This is a genomic window from Erysipelatoclostridium sp. MSK.7.34, assembly GCF_019041935.1.
GTDB lineage: Bacteria > Bacillota_I > Bacilli_A > Erysipelotrichales > Coprobacillaceae > Thomasclavelia > Thomasclavelia ramosa.
Genome location: NZ_JAHPYJ010000003.1, coordinates 205,195 through 219,211 on the forward strand (window position 1 = coordinate 205,195; position 14,017 = coordinate 219,211).

The following is a 14,017-nucleotide window of genomic DNA, read 5'->3' on the forward strand; positions in this document are numbered from 1 at the left end:
GAGAGGAGGCGTATGATTCTCTTATTGAATCATATGAGGATATCTTATGAATACTAGAAGTGTGGAAATATTGAAGAAGCTGTGCGGCGGAAAAAACTATCAAGTAGAAGATTTAGCACATGATTTTGAGATCTCTATTCGAATGATTAGATATGTTATTGATGATATTAATGATTTTTTAGAAACAATAAATGTTAAAAAAAATATAATGATAAGAAATGGAAAGATTCAGTTTAATATTACTCATCAAGAAAAAGAGATACTGATGAAAGAAATTTCGAATTTGGATAATTATGTATATGCGATAAGTCCGTTTGAAAGAAAGTGCTATATTTTAGTTTCAATGTGGTGTTGCAGTGAACCACTCACAAGTCAGTATTTTGCTGATGAAATGAATGTTAGTAAAAGTAGTATTGATAAAGATATTCTTTCGATAAGACAAGAATATGAGGGATATGATTTTTCTATTAATGTAAAAACAGGAAAAGGCAGTTATATAGAGGGTGACGAAAGAGACATACGCTCATGTTTCTTTAGAGTTATTGAAAAGAATATTGATTTTAATAAATTTATGCACTTTCAATATACACCAATAACTTTTATTGAAAAGAATATTTATCGAATGGTCTTCGATAAATACTGGAAAATCATTATTAAAGTTATGAATGATTTTGAAAGTCATAGTGAAAAGAAATTAACCTATTTATCATATAAAGATATTTGTATCCATTTAGCTGTTTCTTTGACAAGAATAGAATTAGGGTATGATATCATCCTACATCAAGATTATTTGATTGAGATTTCAAAAACAGAAGGATATCATGATGCTCAATTTATTTGTTCACAAATAATGCAGGCATTAAATATTAAGATGTCACAATCAGAAGTTGCTATTATTACGATCTTATTAAATAGTGCTAGATATACGACTTTAAAGCGATATGTTATCTATGATTGGGCTAATATACAAATGATAGCAACTACTTTAGCCTTTAAAGTAGGAGAAAAACTTAATGTAAATTTTAGTCGAGATGAGGAATTGATCAATTCTTTAACCCTCCATTTAGGTCCTACAGTATTTAAACTGCAAAATCAAGTACCGGTTGTTAATCCGAGTTTGACAGTTATTAAGAAAAATTATCATGAAGTTTTTATAGCATTATTAGAAACAATTGATGAATTAGGCTATAAGGAATTAAAAGGAATTAAAGAGGATGATATAGCTTTTTTAACGCTTCATTTTTGTGCCGCTTTAGAGAGAAAAAATCGTTTTAAAGATGTGTATAATGTTGTAATTGTTTGTGTTCATGGTTTTGGGACGGCTTCTTTAATGAAGGAGATGATCTGCTCGAGATTTAAAAATATTATTGTGAAGAAAACAGTAACTGAAGAACGGATTTTAAATATAGATCTCAGTAATATCGATTTTATTATTTCAAGTATTGATCTACAAATAATGCAGTGTTTGGTTGTTAAAGTCAATGTAATTTTAAAAGAGAGTGATTATCGATTGATTGAAAATGCTATGGAAAAAATTGTTCATCAAAATATTCAAGAAAGTGATACTTTTATGGATGGAATTTTAAGTATTGTTAAGAGAAACTGCGAGATTGTAAACTATCAGCAGCTTTTCGATGATTTCAGTGAATATTTTAAAGATTTAGGAATTGATGCAGGAATCAAACTGCAGCCATTATTAAATGAATATTTAACTGCTGATAAAGTTCTACTATGTGATACGGTCGATCATTGGGAGACTGCAGTCTGCTGTGCCGGACAAATGCTAGTTAAGAGTCAAGATATTGCAGAATGTTATATTAAATCAATGATAGATACGGTGAAAAAATCAGGGTCATATATGGTTATTGATGAAGGAATAGCCCTTATTCATGGAGAAATTGATTATGGGGTTAATCAAACATCAATGAGTCTGTTAATTATTAAAAATGGTGTCAAATTTAATCATGATAAATATGATCCAGTGCATATTATTTTATGTTTAGCGGCTAAAGATAATTATACGCACATGAAAGCATTAAATAATTTTATCAAATTTTTAGAGAATATAAGAAATAATGGGATAGAACGTTATTTTGAACTAGACTATGTTTTAGACCAGATTAATGAGGTAAGTAAATATGATTAAATATATAAAAGAGAATTGTGTGGATTTTTATAAAGAGTGCCATGATTGGAAAGAAGCAATTGTCTATGCTGGTTATCTATTAGAGAAAAATGGCTATATTGATCACCAGTATATAAATGATATGGTGAATATTATTGAAAAAAATGGCCCCTATATTGTAGTCATGCCAGGGGTTGCCTTGGCTCACGCAAGACCAAATGGTCATGTGTATCAAAATAGTATTAGCTTAGTAACTTTTAAAAATGGAGTGAAGTTTGGACACTCTGTTAATGATCCAGTTCGAGTATTGTTAGCGCTTGCAGCTAAAAGTGATGAGGAGCATTTAAAGCTGTTTCAAGAAGTGGCACTATGTCTAATGGATAGAAAATATTTACATAAAATATTTAATGCCCGTTCTTATCAAGATATTTTAAAGGATAATAAAAATATTGATGCTATTAAAGGGGGACTGATAGTTTCTTGTTATGCTGATTCAGCAATAAATCCCTATATGGACAATTCTATTGCAATTCAATGCCTGGCTCAAAGTTGTGTTGCTGGAGGAGCTAAGGCGATAAGAACAAATTTAGAACATGTAAAGGCAATTGCAGAAGTTGTAGATGTTCCGCTTATTGGTATTAAAAAAATCTATAAAGGAGATGATCCGCTTCATTCTAGTTTTAGAATTACACCAACAATGGATGAAGTCGATCAGCTAGTTGCAGCTGGCGTTGATGGTATAGCCATAGATGGCACTCAAAGAGAACGTTATGATGATTTATCATTAGAAGAATTTGTTAATAAAATAAAAAATAAATATCCAGAGTTATTTGTTATTGCAGATATTTCTACAGTGGAAGAGGGAATCAGAGCATCTAAAGCGGGAGTTGATGCAGTAGGTACTACTTTATCAGGATACACGCCATATTCTAAAAATCCAATTATATTTGGAACAGTGCCATCACCAGATCCAGATTATGAAATTATTAAAGAGCTAAAAACAGCCGGAGTATCAAGAGTCATTGCCGAAGGAAGAATTAATGACGGTAGTAAGATGAAGAAATGTATAGAGGCAGGAGCTTTTGCAGTTGTTATCGGAACATCCATAAGTGAGCCAGCTAAAATAGTAAAAACAATATTACATGATGCAAAAGAGGGATGAAAAATGAAAAGTTTTAAAGTTATCACGGTATGTGGTGCCGGAGTCGGAACAAGCACTTTGTTAAGAATGAATATTGATAAAACTTTTAAAAAATTTGCTTTACCATTAGAGGTAACAGTTGAGAATAAAGGATTATCAATGTCTAAAGGACTAATGTGCGATGCAGTATTTACTTTTGAATCGTTTGCTGATGAATTACGTTCTTGTTATGAGGATGTTATTGTAATCAATAATCTAATGGATATGAATGAATTAGAGGAAAAAATAAAAAAATTATTAGAAAAAAAGAATTTATTGTAGAGGAGGGAGATTATGTCAGTATTTAAAGTTATTGTAGATATTTTTCAAAATTATGTGTTTAATCAGCCGTTTATTTTCTTAAGTATTGTTGCGATGATTGGTCTTATTTTACAAAAAAAATCAATAGATAAAATTATTTCTGGATCAGTCAAAACGGGAATCGGTTATTTAATTCTAAGTGTAGGAACAAGCACAATCGCAGGCGTAGTTACGCCGATAGCTACGCTGCTGGAAAAAATTATGGGGATTGAAACAGTTGCAACTGGAATGGGAACAAATGCATTTACTGAACAGTGGGCATCGACGATTGCAATTATTATGGTTATTGGTTTTTTTATAAATCTAATTTTAGCTAGATTTACACCATTTAAGTACGTGTTTTTAACAGCACATCAAACATATTATTTGATCTTTGTTTATTTAGCTGTAGCTGTAGAAGTGTTTGCTAATCCAAATAATACGTTAGTCATTATTATTGGTGGTCTACTAACAGGAATCTACTGTACTTTAGCTCCAGCATTGGCCCAGCCTTTCTTGAGAAAGGTTACCGGCAGTGATGATTTTGCCTATGGTCACACCACAACATTCGGAGTTATTACGGGTTCATTAGTTGGAAATTTATTTAAAAAACATAAAAATGAATCGTCTGAAAACATTAATATTAATCCTAAATTAAACTTTTTAAAAGACATTACAGTTTCTACCGCTTTAGTTATGACAATCCTATATATCGTGGCAGTATGCTTGGCTGGTTTTGATTATGTCGAAGCGAATTTAAGTAATGGACAGCCCGCAATTTTATATGCGATTGTTTCTGGCGTTCAATTTGGAGTGGGGATTACAATTGTATTGAATGGTGTTTCAATGATGGTTTCAGAGATCACAGAAGCGTTTAAAGGTATTTCTGAAAAAATTGTACCTAATGCAGTACCAGCATTAGACTGTCCTGTCGTTTTTAACTTTGCTCCAACTGCAGTTATGCTAGGTTTTTTAAGTTGTTTAGGTACAGTTATATTGTGTACGATTATCTTTGGTGCAATTGGCTGGTATGCTCTGACACCACCGGTTATTACTACCTTTTTTGGAGGTGGACCAGCAGGTGTTTTTGGAAACTCTACAGGAGGCTGGCGTGGGGCTATTTTAGCTGGAGTCGTTGCTGGACTGTTATTGTCATTTGGACAAGCGTTAACGGTAGGCGTTTTATCAACAACAGTAGCGGACTTTGCTAGATGGTCAAATGATTTTGATTATTCTGTATTTCCAGCGTTTTTCAAATGGATACTACAGTTGTTTGCTTAAAATTATAAGGGATAAAATTATCCCTTTTTAAGTTTATTAAGATTGTCAAGAAAAGAAAAAGAAACTGACTGTCTTTTATATTTGTGTATTTAGCTCCTTAAAATTAACTTAATTAAAAAAACTTTGACTATCTAAATAATTGCAATTCTGATGAAAATAGGATATTTTAAAGAAAGGGATAATTTAAGGGGATAAAGAAAATGATAACAGTTGCTAATAGTGCCGAGTATTTTATTAACGAATTTACTCAAGAAATATATGATCAAGTGTTAGATCATGTTGATTTTAAAAGCCTGGAGTGTAGTTGTGGGGCCAAAGGGAGTTTTGTTAAGATTGGATGTTATCCAAGATTTTATAAAACTGCAACTAATAAAATTTGTATTCGAATCCAGCGCGTGATGTGTAAACACTGTGGAAAAACACATGCAGTTTTTGTTGAGTGCATGGTACCTTCATCAATGCTTTTGCTGACTACACAAATTGAGATGCTAAGATCTTACTATAATCACCGGTTAGAAGAATTTTTAAGTAGTTATCCAACTATTGATCGTCCAAATGCTATTTATGTTATTAAAAATTATGAACGGAAGTGGGTAAATTATCTAAAAAAATCTGGATTTACCCTAAAAAGTAAAGAAAGAGAGATTCAGAGATATTTCTTTGAAAAATATCAAGTACAATTTTTACAGATGAAATGTTTCTCAAATTCATCCTCGTCACGCCTACTGAACCATTTGGTTTAGCTAATTTGCTATATACACATAAGTTTTATGTTCGAAATTGGAAAAATTTGTTATACTAGCACTCGGGATAAGTTAGGGGGGAGTGTATAAATGAGTTCTTTGAACATGAAATTAATATTAAATCACAAGTTCTTGGCAAATTATGAAACAGGCTCGGATATGATGTTTTAGTGCGCTTAAAAATAGGTTTTTAGACATGGGATAAAGGAAAAAGTGAGGAGAAGTGTATTAGGCACAGAGTTATTTAAAAATGAATAATAAGGCAGGTATTGTGATTTTAACAGAAAATCATTTGTTGAAAGAGAAACTGGTCAATAAGATTAGAAGTAATGATCATTATGAAATTATTGCAACTTTTAATGATGGTGGTATATGTGAAGACTATTTAGCTACGCATACATGTGATTTACTTGTAATTGATTTAATTTTGACTAATATAGATGGTGCTGGAGTGATTGGGAATATAAGATCTAACAATCCAAAAGCCTTAAAACATGTTATTTGTATTAGTGATTTTACTAACTCACTAGTATTTGAAATGTTAGAAGGCTTAGCAGTAGATTACTGTTTAAAGAAACCGGTTGATTTAAACTATTTTATGGAAATCATTGATCGTATCTTAAAAATTAGATTAAAACATAATTTAGGTATTGACGATTATCATCAAACAGTTCTAAAAAAGGAAATTCATGATACGTTTATGAAAGTGGGAATGCCACGACATTTAAAAGGCTATAATTATCTAGTTACAGCAATTGTTTTAGTTTGTGGAAATATTAATCTTTTAGGAGAAATTACTAAAGAATTATATCCGCGTATTGCTAGAACTTATGGAACAACGGCATCACGAGTTGAACAGTCGATTCGTCATGTTTTAAAATGTACTTGGGAAAGTGGTTGTCAAGATGAGCTAGAGCAGCTATTTGGATTTCGGGCAAAACGTAAAACATGTAATTCTGAATTTATTTCAACAATTGTAGATGAGTTATTATCAAAGTATAAAGGAAGTTAACGATCCGAGGATTTAATTCCTCTTTTTATGTCAGTTATGGAGATCTCCATGATTGATATAAGAAAAAGATTAGTTTTTCTAAAATTAGGTAGAAAAAAAGAGCTTACGCTCTTATAAGTAACTATGACGGCTTGCCGCTTTTGTTTGATGTTCTAGACGAAGTTTATCAGCAATCATTGCAATAAATTCAGAATTGGTAGGTTTTGATTTAGTTGCACTGACTGTATAACCAAAGATATCATCAATTGCATCAGTATTACCGCGGTTCCAAGCAACTTCAATAGCATGACGAATGGCACGTTCTACTCTTGAAGCGGTAGTACTGTATTGGCGGGCAATATCTGGATAAAGGACTTTAGTTACTTGACCTAATAATTCGATATTATAGTAAGTAGATAGAATTGCAGTTCTTAGGTACATATATCCTTTGATGTGGGCTGGAATCCCAACTTCATGAAGGATATCTGTAATTTCGTTTTCTAACTTAATTTTTTGATATTTTTCAGATTCGTTTTGTGACATACCTTTAATATCTTCTAATGTAACTTTCATTACAGAATTTAAGGTTGTCGCAAAATAATTGATATCGAATGGTTGTTTAAAACAATAACTTACATTTAATTTTTCTAATGTTTCACAAATTAATGGATTAGTAAAGCTAGTAATACAAACTACTTTATTATAGGCACGACTATTTACTTCCTTAAGTTTATTTAGAACACCGATTCCATCAATGTTGGTAAGCATTAAATCAATAATTAATAAATCACAATTATTATTAGATAAATAGTTTAAACAGCTTGTTGCATTATCGCTAGTACCAATAACGGTAAAGTTATTTGTCGCAATTAAACTGTCCTTAATATTATTCAATAAATCCTTGTTTTCTTCTAAAATGTATACTGTATACTTTTTAACGTCTGTCATCTCTATATTCCCCTTTCGTTTTAGTGACAAAATTTATTATATTTATACAGTATAAAAGAGAAAAGGGTTTATTTATAGATAATTAGGGATTTAGTAAAGTAAGGAATTAAGTTCCCTATAACAAGAAAGTTTTCGTGAAAATTCGTGAAGAATTCTCGAATTTTCAAGGATAATAACGAGTCGTGTCGAACGGCTGATTATTCGATTTTTTGATTAAAAATTAAAACATTTAAATTATCATAATAAAAATATTGAACAGTATATTGCTTACTTGTATAGGGATTGAAAAGGTCAAACATTTCCTCTTGATCAATCAATCTTTTTTTTGCTTCCTGATAACAACTGTCACTAAATTTAAATTCCATCCAGGCAATATTATCATGTTTATACTGTTTTACCATTTTATTTAATGCTGCTTTATTGTAATTTTCGTTATAAAGATTCTCATATTTGAAATACGTATAATTTCCTTGTTTCGTTATTTCATATTGATCAAGAGGTTCATATAATTTCAACATATCATCAGAATCAAACATAAAATAGTTCATCATTGCAAAAATATTGCCTTCGCTATCATAATCACCCCAAGTAGCATCAAGATAGTAATAGTCATCATCTAGATAAATTAAATTCCAGGCATGATAAGCTTCATCGTCACTAGCACCAATTTCTTTACCCACGATATAGGCGCTTTTTATCCCAACTGCTTCAGCAAGATACTGAATAGCCTTTACATAGCCGCTGCAAACTGTTTCACCATAAATTAACGAGCTAGTAATATATTGATTATCTTTAGCATTATCAACATATCGACACTTCTCAATTACAAATTGATAAATTTTTTTTAATTTATCATAATCACTACTTTCACTTGAAATCGAATTTACTAATTCATCACGGACAGATTCTAATTGAGCTGTTAAAGTGTCACGTTCACTTTTAGAATATGAATAACTGGGAATATAATTACATATATCAACTTGATTTTGTAGCTCAAAATAATCTAGATAATAGATTTCGGGATGATCATATAAAACATAATCATTTATTTTTTGAACTAATTCATAATCATTACTGCTGATTGTGACCTTTTTTGCATTATCAAGAATGCAATTATAAATATTTTCATAAATTTCTTTTTCTTTAGATGATAAAGACTGATAATAGTATAAATAACTCGCATCGCCGCTTAAGTAGTCAGTATCAATAGTTATTGCTGGTCGAGAATTAGACTTTTCACGAAAACTAAAACACCCGGTTAATAAAAATAGTGATAATATCGTCAGTAATATCTTTTTCATTTTTGGATTCCTCCTATTTTTAGTATAACATGGATTATTCATGAGAAAGAAGGATTATGATAAAAGTGGCTAAAATTATCACATAAAGACCATAATATAACATGTTTATTAATAAACATAGATGAATGATTAATATTTCTTACAAAATTCTTAAAATTTCTATTTATTTCGACATAAATTTGTATTATAAAACAGATTATGATATTATTTAACGGTAAAAAAGTGCGAATATAGGAGGCTTATATGAAAGACAATAAGTTTATTAAATTTATTACTTCTAAGTATTTGATTTTGGCAGTGCAGTTATTCGCAACCGCATTGTTTACATATTTAATCTTTCAATTAGATCTAGTACCATTAAAATACTTGATTCCAGCGACAGGGGCATTAGGTTTATTAATTATAATTTTCTTCTTTATCATGAGGAGCGGGCAAAAGAAAATTAATCAAGGTTTAAAAAGCAAGCGTTCAATCGTTACAAAAATTATTAGCTTATTAATGAGTATTTTATTAATGTTCGCATCAAGTTATGTTGTTAGGGGAAATGATTTTTTTAATACCGTTACTAAAGCAACAACACAAAAATATTTAGTTTCAGTGATTACAATGAAAAATAATAGTGCAACTAAATTAAGTGATCTTGATGGAAAGAAATTTGGTGTATCTTATCAACATGATACAACGACGATTACTAAAGCAATTGCTGATATGGAAAATGATCTTGGGGAACAAGAAGATATGGTTAAATATGATGACTATAGCGGATTGGCCGATGCTCTGTATAAAGGTGAAGTAGATGCTATTATTGTTGGACAAGAATATAAGTCGATGTTGGAAGCAAATCATGATAGTTTTGATGACGAAACAAAAATTATTAAATCATATGAATATGAATCTAAGTTAAGTGTTACAACTAAACAAACAAATGTAACAGAAAACCCATTTACAATTTATGTTACTGGAATTGATACATATGGTAGTGTTAGTACCGTAGCTCGAAGTGATGTAAACTTGATTGTTACTGTTAATCCTAAAACAAAACAAATTTTGATGACCAGTATTCCGCGTGATTGTGAAATTCAATTGCATAAGAATGGTAAAATGGATAAATTAACTCATACCGGAATCTATGGAACAAGTGAAACAATTAGTACGATTGAAGATTTCTTAGATGTTGAAATTAATTATTTTGCGAGAACTAATTTTAGTGGAATGACAAATATTGTAGATGCTCTTGGTGGGGTAACAATCGATTCTGATTATAAATTCACAACATTACATGGTAATTACAACATTGTTAAAGGCGAAAACCAAATGGATGGGGATAAAGCATTATGCTTTGTTCGGGAAAGATATTCTTTACCAAATGGAGATTTTGACCGTGGTAAAAATCAACAAAAATTATTAAAAGCAATGTTAGAAAAAGCAATGTCACCAAAGATAATCACTAATTTTAATAATATTTTGACTGCGATTGAAGGAAGTTTTGAAACTGATATGTCAAGTAAAGAAATTAAGTCGTTATTGAATATGCAGTTAAACGATATGTCGGATTGGACTGTTTATAATGTTCAAGTAGAAGGTGAAGGTTATAAAACTTCGAAAACTGCATCAATGTATGGAACAGAGGTCTATGTAATGAAACCTTATCAAAAACAAGTTAAAAAAATTAAGAAGATCATTGATACGGTAGAACAAGGTGGAACTATTTCTGAAGAGGATTTAAAAGGGCTAGGAAACTAAAGAGCTTCATTATGAAGCTCTTTCTATTTAACAACAAAATAACCTATGCTACGACAAATCAATATGATATTATAAAAGGTGTTCGGTGAGGTGAGAGAATGGCAAAGAAGAAAAAGAAAAAAGGAATGTTTTCTAAACTTACATCTAAAGGAATTATTTTAACGATACAGTTAATTGCTTCAGCCGTATTCTTAGGATATATTTATGTATTGAAAATGTTACCAACTAGGTATTATGCAATTTTAATAATTGTTTTAATAGCATTATTATTGCTTGAAATGATTTGGATTACATCCGGAGCACGAAGAAAAAGAAGAACAGGAAAAGGCTTTAGAATTTTTATTAGTAAGTTCGTAAGTGTTGCTTTATCTGCTCTATTGATCGTAGGAAGCGTGTATGCTTCACAGGGTAATAGTTTTTTAAGTAATATTACAAGTGCATTTACACAAACTAGAGTTATTGCAGTATATGCAATGAAGCAAGGAAAAATTAATAAAGTTGAAGATTTGAAAGGAAAAACAATCGGAGTAGAAAATAAAACTAGTGTATCTAGTATTACCGATGCTTTAGCACAAGTACAAGAAAAAATCGGTAAAGAACCTGAAAAGAAAAATTATAGTGATTATGCTGATTTAGCAGATGCTCTGTATAAAGGTGAAGTAGATTGTATTGTTGCTGATCAGTCATATTTAGGTGTGTTGGAAACTAATCACGAAAGTTTTGAAGATGAAACTAAAGTGGTTTATAAAATGGAAGTTCAAGAAAAATTAGAAGCAGTAACAACAAAGACAGATGTTACTGAAAATCCTTTTATTGTCTATATAACTGGTATTGATACATATGGTTCAGTTAACACTATCTCTCGTGCGGATGTAAATCTTGTTGTTTGTGTCAATCCATTTGAAAAACAAGTATTGATGGTTAGTGTTCCTAGAGATACTCAAGTCAATCTGCATAAAAATGGTAAGATGGATAAAATTACCCATTCAGCAATGTATGGAATTAATGAGACAATTCAGACACTAGAAGACTTTTTAGATCTAAAAGTCAATTATTATGCAAAAACTAATTTTAGTGGAATTACAAACATTATTGATGCCTTGGGGGGAGTGGAAGTAGATTCACCGTATGAATTTACAACATTACATGGTAATTATAAGATAAAAAAAGGTGTCAATGAATTAAATGGTGATCAAGCATTATGTTTTGTTCGGGAACGTTATGCTCTACCATCGGGAGACTTTGATCGTGGTAAAAATCAGCAGCGGTTATTAAAAGCAATGTTGAAAAAAGCAATGTCACCGAAAATTATTACTAACTATAGCAATATTTTAGCAGCTGTTGAGGGAAGTTTTGAAACTGATATGTCAAGTGATGATATCAAGTCATTAGTTAATATGCAGTTAGATGATATGGCCAATTGGGAAATATTCAATGTTCAAGTAACTGGTGATGGGGCTATTTCATATGATACATATTCGCAAAAAGGGAAGAAAACATATATTACAATCCCTTATAAAAAATCAATTCAAAATATTCGTAAAGTAATTGATAAAATTGAAGCTGGTAAAAAACTTACTGAAGCTGATGTAAAAGGATTAAGTTAGCCGACGATTATAGTCGGCTTTTTATGTTAAATTTGTTAAATTTATTTAAGATTGTTGATTTTTTTGTTAATTAAGCGAATTGATTGAAACCGATATTATTTGTGCTATAATGAGATAAAATTTAAGGTTTGTTGTTGTAAGGAGAGAAGTAGATTGGCGTTTATTAAGAAGATAAAAAAATTAAAAAAGAGTGTTAAAATTACTGGTGGAGTAATTATAGGAGTTATTGTTGTCTTTGCTATTTTTTCATTTTATTATCGTGATAAGTGGTATCCTAATACATCTATTAATGGAATCGATGTATCAAGCATGACTTATGAAGAAAGTAAAAATGTATTAAAGAACCAGATTGAAAGTTATGCTTTGGAAATAGGGGCAGAGGGAAATCAAAAGCTTACGATTGCAGGGAAAGATATTAATTTAAGTGCAGATTTTGAAAAAAATCTAGAAAGTGACTATAAAAATCATCGCAGTCAACGTAGTATTTTTGGGATTTTTAGTGGTTACAACCATGATATTGATTTAAAAATATCTTATGATCAAAATAAATTAAGTGAAATAGTTAATGGTTCAGTGCTTATCAATGGGAATGAAGAATATCAAATTGTGCAGTCAACAAATGCTCATATTGAATACGATGAAACAACGAAGAGTGGAAAAATGGTTAAAGCAACAATTGGAAATGAACTAAATCTCGAAAAATTTAGTAACTTAATTACAACGTCAATAAGTAAATTAACTACAAAGATTGATTTAACTGATCAAGATAAATATGCAGAAGTTTATCAACAGCCAGTTAGTGATATTAGTGATAAGCATTTAGAAGAGATGTTGAATACGTATAATAATTATCTATTAAATTGGATTAACTGGGATATGGGAGAAGGCAAAGTTGAGACGATGACACCAGATGATATTAAAAACTGGTTAAGCTGTAATGATAAAGGTGAAGTTGTCCTTGATAAAGAAGCAATGAGCGAGTGGATTGAAGAATTTTGTTTGCGCTATAAGACAGTTGGAAAGAAACGTAATTTTACGACTCATAATGGAAACGTGATTCAGATTTCAGGTGGTGACTATGGCTGGCGCCTTGATTATGAAAAGATCGTTAAACAAGTAGAAGCAGCGATTACTGAAAAAACGGACAGTAAATTAATTGAGGCCTACCTCAGTGAGCAAAGTAAAAAGAATCAAAAAGCTTTAACAACGGAATTAGAACCAACTTATTCTAATAAGGCATATCAAAAAGATTATGAAAACTTTGAAAATGATTGGGATACTCAAAATTATAGTGAAATTGATTTAACTGAACAAAGAGTATACGTGTATCGTGATGGTCAATTAGCTTATTCTTGTATTTGTGTAAGTGGATTACCAACTGAGAAAAACGATCGTATCACACGTACAGGGGTATGGTATATCAAAGAGAAAAAACCAGAGAAAGTTTTAGTTGGCGAAGATTACGAGACTCCGGTTAAATATTGGATTAGAATTATGTGGACAGGAACTGGATATCATGCTTTGGATCGAAGCGACTGGGCAAATTGGACTCCAGATCTGTATAAAGTAAAAGGATCACATGGATGTTTGAATCTTCAAGAAGAGGATGCCAAAAAATTATATGAGCTGATTAGAATGAATGATCCAGTTTTTATTCATTATTAAAATTATTAAAAAGCATTTTCTTAGTTAAACTAAAGGAATGCTTTTTTAATTTTAATTATTTTAAATTATTTATTATAAATGCTGATAAGAGAGATTAAAGAATAAAATTATAACTAATATAATGATTTAACTA

Annotated in this window: 11 protein-coding genes; 9 read left to right on the forward strand and 2 right to left on the reverse strand. The window is 30.6% G+C overall.

All coding sequences use genetic code 11. From position 1 onward, the window contains the following. Window positions 1-46: 46 nt before the first annotated feature. From KTF99_RS03810 to KTF99_RS03835, 6 genes are all read left to right on the forward strand, one after another. Window positions 47-2,146: a BglG family transcription antiterminator gene (locus tag KTF99_RS03810; RefSeq protein ID WP_029482051.1), complete on the forward strand. Its 2,100-nt coding sequence runs from the start codon at window positions 47-49 to the stop codon at window positions 2,144-2,146. Further along, entirely contained in the window at window positions 2,139-3,287 is a 1,149-nt protein-coding gene (locus KTF99_RS03815) for a putative N-acetylmannosamine-6-phosphate 2-epimerase (protein WP_003535418.1), read from the forward strand. Before KTF99_RS03810 ends, KTF99_RS03815 begins: the two co-directional genes overlap by 8 nt. A gap of 3 nt (window positions 3,288-3,290) precedes the next feature. After that, window positions 3,291-3,587, forward strand: coding sequence for a PTS sugar transporter subunit IIB (locus KTF99_RS03820; RefSeq protein WP_003535417.1), 297 nt, complete (start codon window positions 3,291-3,293; stop codon window positions 3,585-3,587). Between the two features lie 12 nt (window positions 3,588-3,599). Continuing rightward, the gene (locus tag KTF99_RS03825) at window positions 3,600-4,886 is read left to right on the forward strand and encodes a PTS ascorbate transporter subunit IIC (protein ID WP_003535415.1); all 1,287 of its coding nucleotides are present in this window, start codon (window positions 3,600-3,602) and stop codon (window positions 4,884-4,886) included. A gap of 200 nt (window positions 4,887-5,086) precedes the next feature. Beyond that, window positions 5,087-5,629 (forward strand): hypothetical protein, encoded by a 543-nt coding sequence (locus KTF99_RS03830; protein WP_003535413.1) that lies wholly within the window; start codon window positions 5,087-5,089, stop codon window positions 5,627-5,629. 250 nt (window positions 5,630-5,879) lie between these two features. Next, entirely contained in the window at window positions 5,880-6,641 is a 762-nt protein-coding gene (locus KTF99_RS03835) for a sporulation initiation factor Spo0A C-terminal domain-containing protein (protein WP_009300433.1), read from the forward strand. A gap of 111 nt (window positions 6,642-6,752) precedes the next feature. Here KTF99_RS03835 and spo0A read toward each other — a convergent pair whose 3' ends face one another. Continuing rightward, on the reverse strand, window positions 6,753-7,568 hold the full coding sequence (gene spo0A, locus KTF99_RS03840; RefSeq protein ID WP_003535410.1) for a sporulation transcription factor Spo0A: 816 nt from the start codon (window positions 7,566-7,568) through the stop codon (window positions 6,753-6,755). A 197-nt stretch (window positions 7,569-7,765) separates the two neighbouring features. Continuing rightward, window positions 7,766-8,869, reverse strand: a complete 1,104-nt coding sequence (locus tag KTF99_RS03845) for a transglutaminase domain-containing protein (protein WP_003535408.1) — start codon at window positions 8,867-8,869, stop codon at window positions 7,766-7,768. Between the two features lie 243 nt (window positions 8,870-9,112). Between KTF99_RS03845 and KTF99_RS03850 the strand changes: the two genes are divergently transcribed. The 3 genes from KTF99_RS03850 (at window position 9,113) to KTF99_RS03860 (ending at window position 13,884) form a co-directional block, all read left to right on the forward strand. Continuing rightward, on the forward strand, window positions 9,113-10,612 hold the full coding sequence (locus KTF99_RS03850) for an LCP family protein (protein ID WP_003535406.1): 1,500 nt from the start codon (window positions 9,113-9,115) through the stop codon (window positions 10,610-10,612). A 98-nt stretch (window positions 10,613-10,710) separates the two neighbouring features. Further along, the gene (locus KTF99_RS03855) at window positions 10,711-12,219 is read left to right on the forward strand and encodes an LCP family protein (protein WP_029482048.1); all 1,509 of its coding nucleotides are present in this window, start codon (window positions 10,711-10,713) and stop codon (window positions 12,217-12,219) included. A 153-nt stretch (window positions 12,220-12,372) separates the two neighbouring features. Further along, the gene (locus KTF99_RS03860) at window positions 12,373-13,884 is read left to right on the forward strand and encodes a L,D-transpeptidase family protein (RefSeq protein ID WP_003535403.1); all 1,512 of its coding nucleotides are present in this window, start codon (window positions 12,373-12,375) and stop codon (window positions 13,882-13,884) included. The last annotated feature ends 133 nt before the right edge of the window (window positions 13,885-14,017 follow it).

What these genes read in the sequence shown, in the direction of transcription:
- KTF99_RS03810 (WP_029482051.1), top strand. Translation starts at nt 47, where the DNA reads ATGAATACTAGAAGTGTGGAAATATTGAAGAAGCTGTGCGGCGGAAAA.
- KTF99_RS03815 (WP_003535418.1), top strand. Translation starts at nt 2,139, where the DNA reads ATGATTAAATATATAAAAGAGAATTGTGTGGATTTTTATAAAGAGTGC.
- KTF99_RS03820 (WP_003535417.1), top strand. Translation starts at nt 3,291, where the DNA reads ATGAAAAGTTTTAAAGTTATCACGGTATGTGGTGCCGGAGTCGGAACA.
- KTF99_RS03825 (WP_003535415.1), top strand. Translation starts at nt 3,600, where the DNA reads ATGTCAGTATTTAAAGTTATTGTAGATATTTTTCAAAATTATGTGTTT.
- KTF99_RS03830 (WP_003535413.1), top strand. Translation starts at nt 5,087, where the DNA reads ATGATAACAGTTGCTAATAGTGCCGAGTATTTTATTAACGAATTTACT.
- KTF99_RS03835 (WP_009300433.1), top strand. Translation starts at nt 5,880, where the DNA reads ATGAATAATAAGGCAGGTATTGTGATTTTAACAGAAAATCATTTGTTG.
- spo0A (WP_003535410.1), bottom strand. Translation starts at nt 7,568, where the DNA reads ATGACAGACGTTAAAAAGTATACAGTATACATTTTAGAAGAAAACAAG.
- KTF99_RS03845 (WP_003535408.1), bottom strand. Translation starts at nt 8,869, where the DNA reads ATGAAAAAGATATTACTGACGATATTATCACTATTTTTATTAACCGGG.
- KTF99_RS03850 (WP_003535406.1), top strand. Translation starts at nt 9,113, where the DNA reads ATGAAAGACAATAAGTTTATTAAATTTATTACTTCTAAGTATTTGATT.
- KTF99_RS03855 (WP_029482048.1), top strand. Translation starts at nt 10,711, where the DNA reads ATGGCAAAGAAGAAAAAGAAAAAAGGAATGTTTTCTAAACTTACATCT.